The organism is Binatus sp. (SeqCode), assembly GCF_035272065.1.
Taxonomy (GTDB): Bacteria; Desulfobacterota; Binatia; order Binatales; family Binataceae; genus Binatus.
On sequence record NZ_DATEQZ010000053.1, the window covers coordinates 32,213 to 49,090 of the forward strand.

The following is a 16,878-nucleotide window of genomic DNA, read 5'->3' on the forward strand; positions in this document are numbered from 1 at the left end:
GTAATGCCTGCCTAGACTCGTCGAGTTCGAGAGTCCACCAAAGCCAGCGCCCGTAGCTCAACTGGATAGAGCATCAGACTTCGGATCTGAGGGTTGGGGGTTCGAATCCCTCCGGGCGCGCCATCGTTCAGATGCGCGGTTCACGGAATGCCACGGCGGCAACCCCCATCCGCTGCACTCATGTAATGTCAGACTTGACACATGACGCGCGCAGCGTTACATTGTGAGCGTGATCGAAAGTTTCCGGAGTAAGGGGCTCAAGGAGCTGCATGAAGCCGGACACAGCGCGAAGGTCGATTCCAGGCTGGCCCAAAGATGCACTGACGTGCTGGACGCGTTGGAAGCGGCGAACAATCTGAAGGACCTCAATCTTCCGGGCTTCAGCCTGCATCCGCTGAAAGGAAAGCCAATCCGCCACAGCATCCACGTGAACGGACCCTGGTGCATCACGTTCGAGTGGGGTGCGCCAAGAGCCTTACGAGTTGATTTGGAGCAATATCTCTAGAATTTTGAGGTACTGGCTATGACCCAGGAATTTGTTGTTCAGCGCGATAAGATCACCCGGCCGCCGGTGCATCCGGGCGTCTTCTTCGAGCGTAATATTCTGCCCGAGTTTCGGCGTCAGCGGCGCACGGTCGGAGAGATCGCCCTCCTGCTGGGAGTGAGCCGCCAGGCCCTCTATCGCGTGATGGAAGGTAAGGCCGCGGTGACTGCCGACATGGCCGTGCGACTCGGCAAGCTCTGTGGCAACGGGCCCGATTTGTGGCTGAATCTGCAAGCGCGTCATGACGTATGGGAAGCGACGCAGCGGCTGGCCGAAGATCTGAAGAGAATCCCGACGCTAAGAGAGGAATAGATTCAGTCGTGTCGGCACCGTGCAGGGGCGTCAGCTTGAATGCGCTGGTTGCGGAGAAGATGGCGAAGAGCGTGTAGTCCTCGCGCTTTACCTGGAGCTGATGTATTAACGGGGCATCCGCGAGCTGGCCGAGGACAGATGGAACGCGCGCGTATCGACGGAATTGATCTTGCCTACGAACTTCGTGGCGGCGGCGCGCCGGTGGTCATGATTCATGGCGCGCAGGGCGACAAGACCATGTTCGCCAGCCTCGCGTCGGCGTTTGCCGACAATTATCGCGTCCTCACGTTCGACCAGCGCGGCTCCGGGCTGAGCGACAAGCCCGACGTGCCGTACAGTATCGCGATGCTGGCGGATGATACCGCCGGCCTGATGGACCATCTCGGCATCTCTCCGGCCCACGTGGTCGGAGTCTCGATGGGCGGGATGATCGCGCAGGAGCTCGCGCTACGGCATCCGCAGAAGATTCGATCTCTTGTGCTCGGATGCACCACCGCGGGTGGACCCAGGGCGGTTCGCCTCGGCGGCGGCGCCTTGGCGAGCGCATACTCGACTCAATCGATGACGGCCGAAGAGCGCGGCAAGGCATTGGCGGAGGCGGGGTTTAGCAAGAGCTACCTCGCGCAGCATCCGGAAATCATCACGTCGATGATCGAGGCGCGACGCCAGCGGCCGATTGACTCGCGGGCGTTCGCGCGCCGGATGAAGGCGGCCGCCGAGCACGATGCCTACGATCGGCTCCCACAGATTCACTGTCCGACGCTGGTGATCGCGGGCAGGGACGACGCGCTTATCGCATGGGAAAACTCGCGGATTATCGCGGAGCGCATCAAAGGAGCGCAGCTCGTAGTTCTCGAACCCGCCGGGCATTGCTTCTGGCTCGAGCAACCCGAGCAAACGCTCGATGCCATCGCGAGCTTCCTGGCAAGCGTGCCCTAGAGCGGGATTGCGGTTCGGAACAGGATGAAGCGGCCGAGCATTTCGCCGACCAGTACCGACATCACTGCGATATACAGCAGGCCGGTTGCCGCCATCGTTTGCGGGATTTTCAGCGTCTGCCAGCACATCCAGACCAGCACCATCGTCGCGATCGGGCCGAGTATCAGCCGAACCGCCAGCAGTCCGAGATGCGAGATGAATAGCTCATGCACGGCCGCCGCGGCACTCGCGCTGCCAAGGATTACTGGCAGTCCGATCGCGAGTCCGAGCGCGACTAGGTCCGCGACCAGCACGATTCCCAGCAGCCGGACGAAGGTGCGCAGGTAGTCGACCGGCATCTCGAGATCGATGAGGTACCAATGGCCGAACAGCATCGCACCGCTCACCAACCCCAGCACCAGCGCAGAGGTTATGGCGGTAACTCCGTAAGTGACGGCGACGACCGCGCCGAAGCCGGACGGCATCAGAATCGTCACGTTGGCAATCAGCGCGGCAAGGCCGAGTCCTAGGCCAAGCGCGTAGGCTCGCGCGCGAAGCAGGCCGTTCTCGGTCCAAAGCGTGTAGAGATAAACGGCGTCGGCAGCGCTTGACAGGGTCCACAGCGCGGACGCCGTCCACAATGAACCCGCGCCCGGTCCTGCGGACACGCCGCCGCGCAACGCCAGCAACCCAAGGCCGGCGGCGGTCGTGATCGATGCTGCGAGGTAAACCGAGGCGCTCGATTTGTAAAAGCCGCGCTCGACCTTGAAGAACGGCGGAATCGCCAGCGCAAAGAGGCCGCCCCAGGCGAGTTCTCCGAAGACGAGGATGAAGCAGGCGGCGAATCTGGTCACGCCGGAATACTACCGGGCGCGGCGAACGCTCGACAGAGTAGCGGGCGCTCGGAGTGCCACCGAATCGCTTGCCCGGTGGTGCCATTCGGTGAAATAAAATGCGAGCCGGGGCGCGGCAGGCCACGATTAGACATCTGCGGCGGCGTGGTTATAATTGAAATCAGATAGATGGGGACCTACGGGGAAAGAACATGCGTTCATCGAAAATTCTAACATTGTTGGCGATTGGGTTGGCGCTGGGGCTTTCCGCCTGCGGCGCCATGGAAGCTGCTCGTCAGCAGGAAGTACAAAAACAGCAGGTGTTCGAGCATCGGGTCGACATGGCGCACATCTGGGTCACCACCGAAGCGCCGGCGGCCGGCAAACCATACTCGGAGCTTGGCGAACTGACTTATACGGAGCCGTTCACGCCTGACGCGATCGACGAGGCGAAGATCAGCGACAAGCTGAAGGCGATGGCCTTCGCAAAATGGCCTGACACGATAGACGCGATAGTCGACGAGAACCAGACGACGTCGGCCGACGGCTCACAGATCACGGTTACCGCGAAGGCGATCAAATACGACTCGTCGGTTGACCGCGAAGCCCTGCATCACATGAACGAGGGAATGGTCGCGTCGCCGACCGGCAACTAGCGGCTCGCGATAAAGTTAGATCGAAAACGGGCGCGTCGCGGCAAACCAGTCCGCGATGCGCCAGTCTTTGTTTGCTATCGTTGATGCCGGGTCGTGAGGTTTCAGGCGGGCGCCGATTCGGCGAGCAGGCCGTCGAGCTTTCCCGAGTCGTTGAGCGCCTTCAATTCGTCGAAGCCGCCGACAATCTTGCCGTTGATGAAAATTTCGGGCACCGTGCGCCGTCCGCCGGACATCTCGATCATCTTCGCGCGCAACTCGTCGTCGTCGGTCACGTCGACTTCATCGAACGCGACGCCTTTGCTCTTGAGCAGGCTCTTGGCCCGCGTGCAGAACGGGCAGTAGGTGGTTGTGTAAACCTCGACTTTCGCCACGTCGCACCTCGCTTGAGCCATTGTTATCTGCGCGAGAACCTCTGTCCAGCGTACAATCTGCTAGCGGGTGTCGGCGTACATCCGTTTGAGACGAGCGGGGGGCACGCCCATCAGGTACATCGCGCGAATCAGCCACATCCTGGCGACTGTGCGCATGAGTCCATCGCGACTCCATCGCCGTGCCGAGGTCGTCACGCGCGCGCGCAGGCATGCGACGTGTCCGGCGCGCTTCATGCGTCGGGAGAATTCGAGGTCTTCGCATAGCTCCAGTTCGGGGAATTCACCGAGTCGCTCGAAGACGTCGCGCCGCACGAAGATCGCCTGGTCGCCCGTGCCGGTCCGGCTGATTCGCGAACGCAGGCTGATCATCGCGCCGATAATCCGGTAGGGCAGGGCGCCCGCGTCGAGCTTCACGTCGAAGCGTCCGCCGACCACCGCGGGATCCGACAGCGCCGACGCGATATCAGCCGCAAAGGTCGATGGCACGATCGTATCAGCGTGCACGAAAACCAATACGTCGCCATGCGACGCGCGTGCGCCGGCGTTCATTTGCAGCGCCCGGCCGCGCGACGCGCCGATCACCGTGTCGCATAACGGCCGCGCAGTCGCGACGCACTCGTCGATGCTGCCGCCGTCCACAACGACGATCTCCGCGTCGGGAGCGCCGCGGCGGATCGCGTCCAGCGTGCTCGCGATCGTGGCCGCCTCGTTGAGCATCGGCACGACTACCGAAAGAGTTTTCACTTTTGCGAAATCAATCCACCGGAGGATTTACCAACGGCGAGGAATTCGGCGTGGACGAATCACCCTTGATGATGACGCGGCGCCCCTCAATTTCGAGACGTCCCTGCTGGAACAAAGCGATCGCGTGCGGAAAGATGCGATGCTCCTGCTGCAGGATGCGCGCTGCGAGGCGTTGTTCGTCATCGCTCGGCAGCACGGGCACAGCGGCTTGCACGATCACCGGACCGACATCGACGCCGGGCGTGACGAAGAAAACGGTGCATCCTGCGATCTTGACCCCGTATTCAATCGCATCCTTCGGCCCGTGGATGCCGGGAAACGACGGCAGCAGGCTGTTGTGAATATTCATGATGCGGCCGGGAAACGCGTCGAGCATCACGGACGACAGCAGGCGCATGAAGCCCGCCAGTGCAACAAGTTCGACAGAGTGATCGCGCAGCGCGGCGAGGATAGTGCGGTCGAAGTCCTCGCGCGACGGAAACTTGCGATGGTCGATGACCGCCGTCTCGATTCCGCGGCGGCGGGCGCGCTCGAGACCCTGCGCGTCGGCGCGATTGGATACGACGAGGCGGATTTCGGCCTTGAGATCGCCGCGCAGAATCGCGTCGATGATAGCTTGCAGATTGGTGCCGGAACCGGAAATCAGGACGCCGAGTTTGACCGTCGGATTTTCCGCCATCGGATTAGTCGCGGCTCAGCGAATCGACACTCCGCGCTTGCCGCGCGCTACTTCGCCGACAACATAGGCCGCCAATTCGCGGCGGCGCAAATGAGCGACGACGCGATCAGCCTCACGCGCCGGCGCGATCGCGACCATCCCCAGGCCGTTATTGAAGGTGCGATCCATCTCGGCCTGAGCAATTTTGCCGAGGCGCTGAATCAAGCCGAAAATCGGGGGAGTCGGCCAACTGCCCCGCTCGATGATTGCACGGGCGTTCGCGGGCATTACGCGCGGCACGTTTTCGAGCACGCCGCCGCCGGTGATATTCGCAAGGCCGTTTATTTTGAATCGCTCGAACAGCTCGACGACAACTTTCGCGTAGATGATCGTGGGACGGAGGAGTTCCTCGCCGAGCGTGCATTCGAGCTCGTCGATGTGCGCGCCGAGCCTGAGTTTTGCATGTCGCAGAACGCGGCGCACCAGTGAGAAGCCGTTGGAATGAAGTCCGCTCGATGCGAGTCCGATCAGCAAGTCGCCCGCGCGCACGTTGGACGGCTCGGGGATTCGCGCGCGCTCGACGATTCCCACCGCGAATCCCGCCAGGTCGTATTCGCCGGGCTTGTACAATCCGCTGAGCTGCGCGGTCTCGCCGCCGACCAGGCTGATGCCGGCCTGATCGCATCCGCGCGCGACGCCTTTGACGAGGTCGAGCGCGATCTTCTTTTCGAGCTTGCCGGACCCGATGTAATCGAGAAAAAACAGCGGACGCGCCGCGTGGCAGATGATGTCGTTCACGCACATCGCGACGCAGTCGATGCCGACGGTGTCGTGACGCTCGGTCTCGAACGCGATCATCAGCTTGGTGCCGACGCTGTCTGTTCCCGCGACCAGCACTGGCGCGCGCATCTTGCGAGCACCGTTGAGTCCGATCAGCGCTCCGAATCCGCCGACTCCGCCGATGACATGAGCGCCCGAAGTGGTTTTCGCGATTGAACCGAAGAGCGGAATCAGGCTCTGCTTCAACGCGATATCGACGCCGGTCGCTTTGTACGTCATCCCGGGCGCCATCAGTTACATTTCCTCCGCCGCGCCAGCATCGACGCGCGAAAAGCGCGCGCGCCGTTCGAGTTGGTGACCAGACCTTCGCGGTATTCCTCGATCTCGAATCCGTCTGCCAACGCACGCAGCTCACCGCGAGCGAGCAGAAAGCGGGGATCGCGCGGGTGACCGATCGCAGCTTGATCAATGAGAAACGTATCTACGAGCAAAACGCCGCCGGGCCGAAGAGCACGCTCAAACTTCGGGAACAGCGCGCGGTCGAGAAAATTTATATTCACGATGGCGTCGAGAGATTCATCCTTGAGATGAAGCTATCCAAGTTTGCGACCACGGGCCAGATGGCTACGCGTGCGGCCCTAGCAGTCGCGGCAAGAAGACGCATCGCTTCGGATGAGAAATCAACCGCGACCACTCGCATACCCGCCCGCGCGAGCGCGAGTGCGTTGCGCCCACGTCCTGCGGCGACGTCGAGCGCGTCGCCGCGCGGAATTCGCGCGAGCATCGCGGTCAGGAACGGCTCAGCTTCGCCGGCCGGCTTGTCGCGATGGCGCTCATCCCATTCGGCGCGCCGCGGCTCGCTCATAGCACGCGCGCGAGCGTGAATACGTCCACGCATATCGCGCCCGCCGCGATCAGCACGCGCGCGCATTCGTCAACGGTGGCGCCTGTCGTCATCACGTCGTCCACGATCAGCACGCTGCGATTCCTGACGCGCTCAGGATGCGTAACCGTGAACGCGCGCCGCACATTCCTGATTCTTTCGTCGTGATGTCGCGCGGTCTGCGGTGTCGTAAATCGCTTGCGCGAAATCGCGGTGGTATCGAGCGGAAGATCGAGCCGCCGCGCGACTTCGGCGGCCAGCAGCGCGGCCTGGTTGAATCCGCGCCACCACAAGCGCCGCCAATGCAGCGGCACCGGAATTACGACGTCGTAGTCGCCGGCCGACACCGGCAGCTCGTCGCCCATATATTCCACCAGCGCGCGCCCGACAGATTGATCCAGGCCGTACTTGTGACGGCGAATCAGCGCGGGCAGGCTGCCGGGTTCATCTTCGGCCGTGGTTCGATAGCGCGCGACAGTCCGTGCGGTTCGATAGCGCGGCGGATGCGCAAGGCATCGGGCGCATCGTATTGCCTCGCTGACGGCGGACTCGAGCGGTCCTCCGCAGACTTCGCAGCGCGGTTCCGGCATCCGCTCGACGCTCGCGACGCATCGAGCGCAAACGCGCCGTCCGGGTTCCGACGCGAGCGCCGTTCCGCACGCAGTGCATCGGGGCGGGTAGAGAAAGTCGAGAACCTGGGCGAGCGCAGGCATATATGATTGATGCGTCCGGCCGCGCCCAAACTCAAGAGGGTTGTGGTATAGAGAAAAGCATGGGCGGACCGCTTGAAGGAATTCGAATTATCGACTGGACGATCTGGCAGCAGGGGCCAGTCGCCACGCAGATGCTCGCCGACCTGGGTGCCGAGGTTATCAAGATCGAGGAGCGCGAGCGGGGCGACCCCGGCCGGGGAATCACGGCGGTTGCGGGCAGCGCCACCAACAAGGGCGGGCGCAATTATTATTTCGAGGCCAACAACAAGCACAAGAAAAGTATCGCACTGAACCTGAAGCAGCCCGAGGCGCGCGAGATCATGCATCGACTGGCGGCGCGGAGCGACGTCTTCGTGCAGAATTTTCGCAAGGGCGTCGCGAGTCGGCTCGGACTCGGCTACGCGGACCTTGCCGCGCACAACCCGCGGCTCATCTACGCGAGCGCGTCCGGCTACGGGCCTGAGGGGCCCGACAGCGGCGAGCCGTCGTTCGATTACCTCGGGCAGGCACGCTCGGGGATCATGAACGCGGTCGGGACCGGCAGCACGGCGCCTACGTACGTCTACGGCGGTATCGCCGATCAGATGGGCGCGATAATGCTTGCCTACGGAGTGCTCGCGGCGTTGTTCGCGCGCGAACGGACCGGAATCGGGCAGGAAGTGGACGCGTCGCACCTGGGCTCGATGATGGCGCTGCAGGGACTCAACGTCGTCGCACGAACCATTATGGGCAAGGAATTTCCGCGCAACACGCGCGCCAACGCGTACAACCCGCTGTGGAACCATTATCGATGCGCCGACGACAAATGGATCTCGCTGGCGATGCTGCAGCCCGATCGCTACTGGAAGGATTTCTGCGAAGTAATCGGAAAGCCGGAACTGATTGAGGACCCCCGCTTCGCCGAGGTTAAAATTCGAGGCAAGAATTCGGCGGCGGTGGTCGCGATATTCGACGAGGTGTTCGCGACGCGCCCGCGCGATGAGTGGATGCGAGTCCTCAAGGGCCGCGGTGATTTCATCTACACGATCGTTAATTCGGTGTCCGACCTGCCCGAGGATCCGCAGGTCCGGGCCAACGATTACGTCGTCGATTACGATCACCCGGCGCTCGGTAACCTCACGCTGCTCGGGATGCCGGTTAAGTTGAGCGCGACGCCGGGCGAGCCGCGCGGCCATGCGCCGGAACTCGGCGAGCATACAGAGCTGCTGCTGACCGAGATGCTGGGCTACTCGTGGGACGATGTCGCGCGGCTGCGCGACGCCAACGTGATTTGAATCATGGGGAGATGATGCGATGGCGATAACAGGGACGCTCGAGGATCGCGAGGACATTCGCGGGCTGAACGCCCGCTATTGCTGGACGATCGACTTCGGCCGCTACGACGAATGGATCGATTGCTTCACGGAGGACGGCACCTTCGAGAGCCCGCGCTTCGGCAAGCACAGCGGACGCGACGGCCTCAAGCGATTTGCGGCGCTGTACAAAGAATCTCTCGGCGGCGCGCAGGTGCTCCACGTCGTCGCCAACCCTGCGTTCGAGCTTGACGGCGCAATCGGCGCCGGCACAGCCCACCTGCTCTACTACCACTGCAAGGAGGGTAAGGTGCAGCAATCGACGGTGGGCTACTACACCGACAAACTGCGCAAGACGCCGGCCGGATGGCGCTTTGCGAGCCGTCAAGTAACGATCCTGGGGCATCACTGAGACTCGCAAATCTAGCCTCGAATATCCGCTTTGATGAATTTTGAGTCACGTGAGATAGAGGATCAATTATGGATGAATCGACGGGTGAGCTGATCAAGCGGCTGTCACGGCTGGAATTACAACAGGCCAAACTCCAGCGCAGCAACAAGCATCTGCGGATGATGACCGGCGCGATGATGCTGCTGTGCGGTGCGCTGATCACGATGGCGCAGACGAGTTCCGCCGTGCCCGATACTCTGGAAGCGCAACAGTTTCTGCTGCGCGACCGCACCGGCAAGTTGCGTGGCGCGATAGGGGTGACCTCCGACGGCGCGGTGGGCCTCAACCTCTCCGACACCAGCGGCCGCACCCGCCTGACTCTTGACCTCGCCGCGAACGGTACCCCCGGTCTGGACCTCTACGATCAGGACGGCAAGGTACGCGCGACTATGGCGCTCGGGGATGCCGGTGAACCCGGATTCGGTCTCTACGGTCCAAACGGCCATCTGCGAACCAGCCTGGACGTTCCAGCGGCCAAGACACCCGGTTTGGCGTTCTATAAGGACGACGGCAAGCCGGCGTGGGGAGTTCCCTGACATGCGCTCAGAGGCAAGATATTTCAGCCCGGGTCGTACGATCGGAGCCGTCATATTGCTCGCAGCGATCGCCTGCGGTGCGAGCGGTTGCTATGAGGGCTATGGCTACGGCGGCGGCTACCCTGCGTATGGCTATGCACCATACTCATATGGTTGGGGTGGGGGCTGGGGAAATGGCTGGGGCTATAATCCCGTCTTCGTCGTTCACCATCCGTGGGAAGGAGGACACTACGGCTACGGCGGCCATCATACGGAGTTCTATCACGGTGGTGGAGCCGGCGTTGGGCATGAGGGCGGCGGTGGCGTCCACGCCGGCGGCGCTGTTTCTCACGGCGCCGGTGGCGGCCACGGTGGCGGCGGCCATAGGTGAGGTTCTCTTCAGCGCGCGTAAAATAATGCGGCGCCGGATCGCGACGCGATCCGGCGCCGCATTTTCATTTGGTTGATTACCGCCTCAGAACGCCGCGTACCACGGGACTTCGTGCGGATTCTGCACTTCCCAATTGATATTGAACTGCTGCAACAGCGTGCCGTCGGAGTGGGCGAGCGCGAGCTTGGCATTTTCGAGATCGACCTCGGCCTGCACCTGGTTGCCCTCGGCGCTCACTTCCTCTTCCTGGAATTGTAGCAGGTCATGCGTAGTCGCCAGGCCGACGCGGAATCTCACCTGCTCATCGTGGAGCGACTGGCGAGCGTAGTAGGTGGCCGACGCGGTCGCGGACGCGCGTTTCTGGTCCGCATACAGATTGGCGAGCGAGCTCTCCACGTTAACAACCGCCTGCGACAGCGCCGCGCGATATAGCACGCGCTGCTGCTCGTATTGCACGCGAGCCTGCGCCAGCGCCGCGCGCGCCACGGCGTTATCCAGCGGCATCTGGAACGTCAGCACTGCGGCGTAGTTGTAGTAAGTGAAACCCCACAGGCGATCGAGCGCGTCACCGTAGATTCCGCCGAAGGGGAGTTTGTTGCCCGAGTCTGAAGGGAAACCGGCAGGAGTGCAATTCCCGCTCCCTATCACCGGCGTGCCGAAGGGTTTCTGACAAGGCGTTGTTCCGGAGGTGGAAGTCAGGCCGAATTGCGCGCCGAGGTTGAGCTGCGGCAGGACCTGGTTCTCCGAGAACTTCACCTGCAGCAACGCGTCGCGAATCGCTTCGCGCATACTGCCCAGCGACGGCACATACTGCACGGCCAGCTCGAGCGCGCGCTCTTCATCGACGACCAGCTGCTCCTGCGGATTGGGCCGCGTGAGCGGCTGGATTTCCTCGGGCAGGAAGGTGCCGTACGGATTCAGCATGACGTCCTGGCGCAGTTGCGTGCGCGAATTTTTCAGGTTGGCTTCGGCGGTATAGACGTTGGCCTCCGCAGTGGCGGCCGCTGATTGCGCTTCCTGCAGATCAATAGGCGCCAGGGTGCCGACCTTGACGCTGATGGCGTTCTGCCGGACCAGGTCGAGATTGAAGCGCAGCGCGGCGCGCGCAACTTCGAGATTTTCCTCAGAGAGAACTACGTTCCAGTAATCGCCGCCGATTTTCTGCACGAAATCCTGCAGCGCCTGCCCGTAAGTCCATTGCGCCTGCTTCTGACCCGACTCTGCTATCCGGACGTTGATGGTTGCGAACTGCCAGCCGAAATTCTGCAGCAACGGCTGTGAGAGCGAGAGTGCGAGCGTGGGCAAGTAAGAAGGATTGACGCCCGAGAAGAGCGAATTTGAGAGCGAGCGATCGTTGTTGAAGGTCACTCCCCAGGTGCCATTGGTGACCGAGGAAACTTTGTTGAGGCCGAAGTTCCAATCGTAAAATTTCTGCACGAACGCGTCCGCGCCGCCGGTCTGCAGAGCCGAGGTGACGGGCACGACGGTCTTTTCGATATCGCCCTGCGCGCTAAGATTCGGATCGAAGGTCCCATTGGCCTCCCTGACGGTTTCCATCGAAGCGACCGGGTCCAGCTGGGCGGCCTTCAGCGACGGATTATTCTGCATCGCGATGTAGATGGCTTCCTTGAGGGTCAGGCCGCGCGCGTTGGGATCTTCTGAGCGCAGGTAACGCTCGCTGATCACGTCTTCGGGCGAGATTTCTTTGCCCAACGACCACTGATGCGCGAAGATGCGCGGCAGATTCAACAAATCATCATGATGCTCGAACTGGTTCGAGGCGCTCGGCGGCACGCTAGCGTGCGGCGGCGTCTGCGGCCCGACCGGCAATGACTGCATCTGGATCGGTCCGGTGAGATCCGGGGGTGGCAGCGGCGTAGTGGGCAGCGAGCCGGTGACCTTGAGCTGGTCCTGGGCGAACCCGGCTGAGGTTCCGATCAACAGCAGGAAAGTAGCCAGCATTGCCAACGAGACGGATTTACTTCTCGACATTCGAAGGAACCTCCTTGGTATCTGTCGCCATCAAAGGCGATGGCCCGCCACTACCGCACACGCCGGTTGCACGATTCGACTCAGCGGTTGGGAACGATTTGCCGGTGCCGAACCGAAGCAAAGAGCTTGCGCGGCGCCAATTAGCCCGCGATTATAGCCAAGGCCGTCTGCCTTGTCTTGCGGTATCGAATTCGGCCCGACTTTTTCGCAAGTCACTGTTGGAGATGCTATGCGCGCTGTCAGGCTGGTAATTGCAGTACTCATCGTGTCCCCGATCCTCATGCTTGCGCTCAGCGAGTCAAAGCTCTCGCGCCAGCCATTCGCGCAAGTTACCGCGGCGCCCGGGCCGGTGCCACTGACTGCACCGGTGGCTCCCGGTCAGCCGCAAGCCTTCTCAACGATCGGAGCGCTGCCGTCACTCGCGCCGGCGCCGGGGACCGTGCCGCTCGCGGCCGCGAGCGCGGCGCCGACACCGCGCGCATTCCGATGCACCTGTTCGGCGCCGGGAACCTGGACCGAGTGGGCGGGCATCGTCTCGTCCTCGAGCTATATTCTCGCGAACCAGTCGGCGCGCGGACAGTGCGCCAACTACCTCCTGAACGCGAACGCGCCGTCGGCGTACACACCGCCCGAGGGTTCCACGCTGAACCAGCAGAGACCGCAGATCTACAACGGCACCGCGTTCACGCAGCGCGCGCAGGTGGCAACCTCGGTGGGACAATCTTTCCTCCTGCAACGCTCGCAGGTAACCCCGCTGACCACCGAATGCACGCGATGCGCTTGCAACTGAAGCGGGCTAGCCGAGAAGTTTCTTCAAATCCGGCGGGAGAGGAGCAGTTGCCTTGACGTGACCGACCGCCGGCGAGTCGAACGCCACGTCGCACAGGTGCAGCCAGACGGGCCCGTGTGCGAGCGCCTCGTTGGCAGGGCCGCCGTAAAGTGTGTCGCCAATAATAGGATGCCCGAGGCTCGCCAGATGTACGCGAATCTGATGACGGCTGCCGGTCTTCGGCGCGACTGACAGCAGCGTGAACTCGCCGACCTGCCGGATCGGCTCGACCACCGTGCTCGCGGCGCGGCCGGCGCGTTTCGGATTCGCACTCGACCGGTCGCCAACGACCATCTTGCGCGCGTTCTTCGCATGATGCGCGATCGGCGCATCGATCTCAGTCTTGCGCTCGATTGAGCCGGCGACGAGCGCCTCATACCGCCGCGCGATTCGCCCCGCGCGAATCGCGTCGCGCAGTTTTTCAAACGCGCCCCGATTGCGCGCGATCAGCAGCGCGCCCGAGGTGCCGTTGTCCAGCCGATGCACCAATCCGCCTTCGAGCGGCTTCTCGCCAACGGTCGCAATCTCCGGGAAACGCGCGACCACCGCATTCATCACGGTGTCGCGCTCTCCGGCATTCAGCGGATGACATGGCATGCCACCGGGTTTGTTCACGACGATCACCGCCGCGTCTTCATGGATGACTTCGAGCGGGAGATCGGCATTCGGCTCGATTACCGCGCGGCGATTTGTCGCGGCAACTTCGACTCTATCCTCAGAGCCGACGATTTCACTCTTCCTCGAGCGCCGCCCGTTGATCCGCACCATCCCGCGTTCGACCAGCTCCTGCGCAACCCGCCGCGACGGCGCAAACCCCGTCCGCACGAGGTAATGATCGAGGCGTTCTTTTGCTGCGTCGGACAAGTAATTACTGGCTCGATGCGGTGCCGGTCGGAGTCGGCGCGGCGGGCGGGCGGTTGTACACGGAAAATTGCAGGGTCGCGGCGTACAGCAGAATCCCGAGCAGGATTGCAGCCGTGAGAATATCCACGAAGCCGAGTTGCGTCGCGCCGCGCGCCAGTCGATTGAATCTCCGCATTCTTCCTCCTTGCCGCCTCAACACTATACTCCCGTGGCTGTGCGCAAAGCCGAGCGGACTTGGCGCCCGCCTCGCTCGGGCAGTCCGAACAAGTGCCGCAACTCGCGTCCGGTCTCCGACATGTCGCACGCCGCGACATCGAGCGGAGAACCCGTTGCCACGACGCGTCCGCCCTCGTCGCCGCCGCCGGGTCCGAGATCGATCACATAGTCTGCGTTCGCGATGAACTCGAGGTTGTGCTCGATCACGACCAGCGTGTTGCCTTCGGTCACCAGCCGGTTGAGCACTTTGATCAGGCGCTTGATGTCGGTCGAGCTGAGCCCGGTCGTCGGCTCGTCCAGGATGAACATCCGCGGCAGATGCTTCCCGTCTTCGCCCGCCGGCGCCGGTTCGAGATCGGCCAGCAGAAAGCGCGCGAGCTTGAGCCGCTGCGCCTCGCCGCCCGAAAGCGTCGAGGTAGTCTGCCCCAGCCGGATGTAACCGAGGCCGACTGCGATGAGCGCGTCGAGCCGCTTGATGATCGCTGGGTGATGAATGAAAAACGCGCGCGCGTCTTCTACGGTGAGATCGAGCACCTGGTTGATGCTGTAATTGCGCAGCTTGATCGCGAGAATATGGCTCTGGAAGCGGCGGCCGTCGCACGCGTCGCATTTCACCTCGAGGTCCGCCATGAAATGCATCTCGATTGTGACGGTGCCTGTGCCGCTGCACTTCTCGCATCGCCCGCCCGTGACGTTGAACGAAAAATGCCGCGCCTGCACGCCCAGCCGCCGCGCCTCGGGGCTCGCGGCGAACAGCTTGCGGATTTCGTCGTAGATTTTCAGATAGGTCGCGGGATTCGAGCGCATCGATCGCGTCGGCAACTCCTGCCCCATGTGCACCATCTCGCCGATCAACTCGAGGCCGTCGATATGGTCGCACTCACCCGGCTCCGCAGACGTATCGCCCGAGCGGCGCAGATAGTTCTTGTAGAGCACATCTTCGACCAGCGTCGATTTTCCCGATCCTGAAACTCCCGTCACGCAAACCATCCGCCCGGCCGGGATCGCTACGTCGAGGCCCGCGAGATTGTGCTCGCGCGCGCCGACGATTCGAATTGCCGCATCGCGCTTGTTGAATTTGCGCCGCTTCGCCAGTGCACGCATCAGCAGCACCCGCCCCGGCGACGACGCCATGCTGTCGAGCGTCGCCTTCGCCGGCGGTCCCGAGTACGTGAGCTCGCCGCCCTCGCTGCCGCCGCCGGGGCCAAGCTCCACGACGTGATCGGCGCCCGCGATCATCGCGGGATCGTGCTCGACGACCACCACCGTGTTGCCGAAGTCGCGCAGGCTGTACAGCACCGCGAGCAGCCGCCGCGCGTCCGCCGCGTGCAGTCCCACCGTCGGCTCGTCGAGCGCATACAACGTCCCGACCAGCACGCTGCCGAGTGCGCTCGCCAGATGTATCCGCTGCGCCTCGCCGCCCGACAGTGTGCGCGCCTGCCGCTCGACCGTCAGGTAGCCGAGGCCGACTTCGAGCAGGTAGCCGACGCGATTGCGCAGCTCGCGCATCACGACCGCCGCGCGCGTGCCGACTTCGGGGATCGATTGAATCTTGTCGAGCCACGCGACGAGGTCGCGAATCGAGAGCCGCCCGACGTCGGCGATTGACTGGCCGTCCACCAGCACGTTGAGCGCCTCGGCCTTCAGCTTGGCGCCGCCGCACGCGGGGCAGGTGACGAAGCGCCGATACTTCGCGAGCAGAATCCGCACGTGAGTCTTGTAGCGCCGCCCTTCGAGCCACTTGAAGAAGCCGTGCACGCCCGGCCACTTGTCTTCGTCCCACTTCGCGCGCGGCCCCTCGTCGCCGTCGAGCAGCCAGGCGCGCTCTTCGCCGGTCATCTCGCGAAACGGCGCGGAGGTCCGGATTTTTCTGCGCCGCGCCAGCTTCAGCATCCACTCGTTCATCTCGCGATACGCCGGCGTGCGCCACGGCGCGACGAGTCCATTGCGCATCGACAGGTTCGGATTCGGAAGTACTTTATCGAGGTCGAGTTCGACCGTGCGGCCGAAGCCTTCGCATTCGGGACACGCGCCGATCGGGCTGTTCGACGAAAACAGCGCGGTGGTCGGCTCGGCAAACGCGGTCGCGCAACGCGAGCAGTTGAAGCGCCGGTCGAAATCGATCGCGCCGACGCTATGCGTATTGCCATTGTCGCGCTCGACGCGTACCGCCCGCGCGCGTCCGGCACCCAGGTAGAACGCTTTCTCCAGCGCCTCGCGCACGCGTTCGATTTCGCCTTCGCCGGTTACCGAAATACGATCGACGACCACCATCATCGTACGGTCCGTCTTCGGCCCGGCCCCGTTCTGCGCTTCGGTCGCGATTGCGCGCGCGGCAAACTCCGCGGTCTCGGTGATCGCGTCGTTGGCGTACAGGCGATGGTACCCGTTCTGAATCAGGTAGCCCGCCGCGTCCGGAAGCGATCGCGAACCCGCCTCGAACGGCGCCAGGATGACGTAGAGCCCGGGCGCGTCGAGGATTTGCGCACCGGCGCTCTCGACGCTGTCGCGGCTCACCTCGCCGCCGCATTTCGGACAGACGGTGCGCCCGACCGTCGCGAACAGCAGGCGCAGGTAGTCGCTGATTTCAGTGACGGTGCCGACCGTCGACCGCGCATTCTTGATCGTGTTTTTCTGGCGCAGCGCGAGCGCCGGCGGAATCTCGGAAATTGAGTCGACGTCAGGCCGCTCCATCCGCTCCAAAAACAGCCGCGCGTAGGTCGAAAGGCTCTGCACGTAGCGCCGCTGACCCTCGGCGTAAACTGTGTCGAAAACGAGACTCGACTTGCCGGAGCCTGACACTCCGGTCACGACGGTGAGCTTTTCGCGGGGAATTTCGAGCGAAATATCAGCCAGGTTATGAGTGCGCGCGCCCCGGATACTGATTGAGCGATCCAAGCTTGCTCCAGCCCTTGG

At 63.0% G+C, this 16,878-nt stretch carries 21 protein-coding genes and 1 tRNA gene; 10 read left to right on the forward strand and 12 right to left on the reverse strand.

The features are described 5' to 3' along the window. Positions 1-46: 46 nt before the first annotated feature. The 4 genes from VJX68_RS10525 to VJX68_RS10540 all read left to right on the forward strand — a co-directional run bounded on the left by VJX68_RS10525 (position 47) and on the right by VJX68_RS10540 (position 1,795). A tRNA-Arg gene (locus VJX68_RS10525) sits at positions 47-123 on the forward strand. A gap of 106 nt (positions 124-229) precedes the next feature. Beyond that, entirely contained in the window at positions 230-505 is a 276-nt protein-coding gene (locus VJX68_RS10530) for a type II toxin-antitoxin system RelE/ParE family toxin (RefSeq protein WP_324095642.1), read from the forward strand. A gap of 18 nt (positions 506-523) precedes the next feature. Then, positions 524-856, forward strand: coding sequence for a HigA family addiction module antitoxin (locus VJX68_RS10535; protein ID WP_324095643.1), 333 nt, complete (start codon positions 524-526; stop codon positions 854-856). Positions 857-994: 138 nt separating this feature from the next. Beyond that, a complete protein-coding gene (locus VJX68_RS10540; protein ID WP_324095644.1) occupies positions 995-1,795 on the forward strand; it encodes an alpha/beta fold hydrolase in 801 nt (266 codons plus the stop codon). On the opposite strand, the gene VJX68_RS10545 is transcribed toward VJX68_RS10540, so the two are convergent. Beyond that, positions 1,792-2,628, reverse strand: coding sequence for a hypothetical protein (locus VJX68_RS10545; RefSeq protein WP_324095645.1), 837 nt, complete (start codon positions 2,626-2,628; stop codon positions 1,792-1,794). The two genes, VJX68_RS10540 and VJX68_RS10545, sit on opposite strands and share 4 nt — an antisense overlap. 191 nt (positions 2,629-2,819) lie before the next feature. Between VJX68_RS10545 and VJX68_RS10550 the strand changes: the two genes are divergently transcribed. Beyond that, complete coding sequence (locus VJX68_RS10550) at positions 2,820-3,263, forward strand: hypothetical protein (protein ID WP_324095646.1); 444 nt, start codon at positions 2,820-2,822, stop codon at positions 3,261-3,263. Positions 3,264-3,364: 101 nt separating this feature from the next. Here VJX68_RS10550 and grxC read toward each other — a convergent pair whose 3' ends face one another. From grxC to VJX68_RS10585, 7 genes are read right to left on the reverse strand one after another with little or no spacing between them, the layout of a single operon-like run. Then, positions 3,365-3,655, reverse strand: a complete 291-nt coding sequence (gene grxC, locus VJX68_RS10555) for a glutaredoxin 3 (protein ID WP_324095647.1) — start codon at positions 3,653-3,655, stop codon at positions 3,365-3,367. A 39-nt stretch (positions 3,656-3,694) separates the two neighbouring features. Then, complete coding sequence (locus tag VJX68_RS10560; protein WP_324095648.1) at positions 3,695-4,378, reverse strand: TIGR04283 family arsenosugar biosynthesis glycosyltransferase; 684 nt, start codon at positions 4,376-4,378, stop codon at positions 3,695-3,697. Positions 4,379-4,388: 10 nt separating this feature from the next. Further along, positions 4,389-5,057 carry a phosphoribosylglycinamide formyltransferase gene (purN, locus tag VJX68_RS10565; protein ID WP_324095649.1) on the reverse strand — a complete coding sequence of 223 codons (669 nt, stop codon included), beginning with the start codon at positions 5,055-5,057 and terminating at the stop codon, positions 4,389-4,391. A 15-nt stretch (positions 5,058-5,072) separates the two neighbouring features. Next, entirely contained in the window at positions 5,073-6,107 is a 1,035-nt protein-coding gene (purM, locus tag VJX68_RS10570; protein WP_324095650.1) for a phosphoribosylformylglycinamidine cyclo-ligase, read from the reverse strand. Further along, complete coding sequence (locus tag VJX68_RS10575) at positions 6,107-6,376, reverse strand: hypothetical protein (protein ID WP_324095651.1); 270 nt, start codon at positions 6,374-6,376, stop codon at positions 6,107-6,109. Before VJX68_RS10575 ends, purM begins: the two co-directional genes overlap by 1 nt. Continuing rightward, positions 6,373-6,681: a class I SAM-dependent methyltransferase gene (locus tag VJX68_RS10580; RefSeq protein WP_324095652.1), complete on the reverse strand. Its 309-nt coding sequence runs from the start codon at positions 6,679-6,681 to the stop codon at positions 6,373-6,375. Before VJX68_RS10580 ends, VJX68_RS10575 begins: the two co-directional genes overlap by 4 nt. Next, positions 6,678-7,412 (reverse strand): ComF family protein, encoded by a 735-nt coding sequence (locus tag VJX68_RS10585; protein ID WP_324095653.1) that lies wholly within the window; start codon positions 7,410-7,412, stop codon positions 6,678-6,680. Before VJX68_RS10585 ends, VJX68_RS10580 begins: the two co-directional genes overlap by 4 nt. 59 nt (positions 7,413-7,471) lie before the next feature. Between VJX68_RS10585 and VJX68_RS10590 the strand changes: the two genes are divergently transcribed. The 4 genes from VJX68_RS10590 to VJX68_RS10605 all read left to right on the forward strand — a co-directional run bounded on the left by VJX68_RS10590 (position 7,472) and on the right by VJX68_RS10605 (position 10,061). Further along, positions 7,472-8,686, forward strand: a complete 1,215-nt coding sequence (locus VJX68_RS10590) for a CaiB/BaiF CoA transferase family protein (protein WP_324095654.1) — start codon at positions 7,472-7,474, stop codon at positions 8,684-8,686. A 19-nt stretch (positions 8,687-8,705) separates the two neighbouring features. Further along, positions 8,706-9,116, forward strand: a complete 411-nt coding sequence (locus VJX68_RS10595) for a nuclear transport factor 2 family protein (protein WP_324095655.1) — start codon at positions 8,706-8,708, stop codon at positions 9,114-9,116. 68 nt (positions 9,117-9,184) lie between these two features. Further along, positions 9,185-9,691 carry a hypothetical protein gene (locus VJX68_RS10600; protein ID WP_324095656.1) on the forward strand — a complete coding sequence of 169 codons (507 nt, stop codon included), beginning with the start codon at positions 9,185-9,187 and terminating at the stop codon, positions 9,689-9,691. A 1-nt stretch (position 9,692) separates the two neighbouring features. Then, positions 9,693-10,061 (forward strand): hypothetical protein, encoded by a 369-nt coding sequence (locus VJX68_RS10605; RefSeq protein WP_324095657.1) that lies wholly within the window; start codon positions 9,693-9,695, stop codon positions 10,059-10,061. Positions 10,062-10,145: 84 nt separating this feature from the next. On the opposite strand, the gene VJX68_RS10610 is transcribed toward VJX68_RS10605, so the two are convergent. Next, entirely contained in the window at positions 10,146-12,053 is a 1,908-nt protein-coding gene (locus tag VJX68_RS10610; protein WP_324095658.1) for a TolC family protein, read from the reverse strand. Positions 12,054-12,282: 229 nt separating this feature from the next. On the opposite strand from VJX68_RS10610, the gene VJX68_RS10615 reads away from it, so the two are divergent. Continuing rightward, a complete protein-coding gene (locus tag VJX68_RS10615; RefSeq protein ID WP_324095659.1) occupies positions 12,283-12,843 on the forward strand; it encodes a hypothetical protein in 561 nt (186 codons plus the stop codon). A 6-nt stretch (positions 12,844-12,849) separates the two neighbouring features. Here VJX68_RS10615 and VJX68_RS10620 read toward each other — a convergent pair whose 3' ends face one another. From VJX68_RS10620 to uvrA, 3 genes are read right to left on the reverse strand one after another with little or no spacing between them, the layout of a single operon-like run. After that, positions 12,850-13,746, reverse strand: coding sequence for an RluA family pseudouridine synthase (locus VJX68_RS10620; RefSeq protein ID WP_324095660.1), 897 nt, complete (start codon positions 13,744-13,746; stop codon positions 12,850-12,852). Positions 13,747-13,750: 4 nt separating this feature from the next. Next, positions 13,751-13,921: a hypothetical protein gene (locus VJX68_RS10625; protein ID WP_324095661.1), complete on the reverse strand. Its 171-nt coding sequence runs from the start codon at positions 13,919-13,921 to the stop codon at positions 13,751-13,753. Positions 13,922-13,944: 23 nt separating this feature from the next. Next, positions 13,945-16,860, reverse strand: coding sequence for an excinuclease ABC subunit UvrA (gene uvrA / locus VJX68_RS10630; RefSeq protein WP_324095662.1), 2,916 nt, complete (start codon positions 16,858-16,860; stop codon positions 13,945-13,947). Positions 16,861-16,878 lie beyond the last annotated feature (18 nt).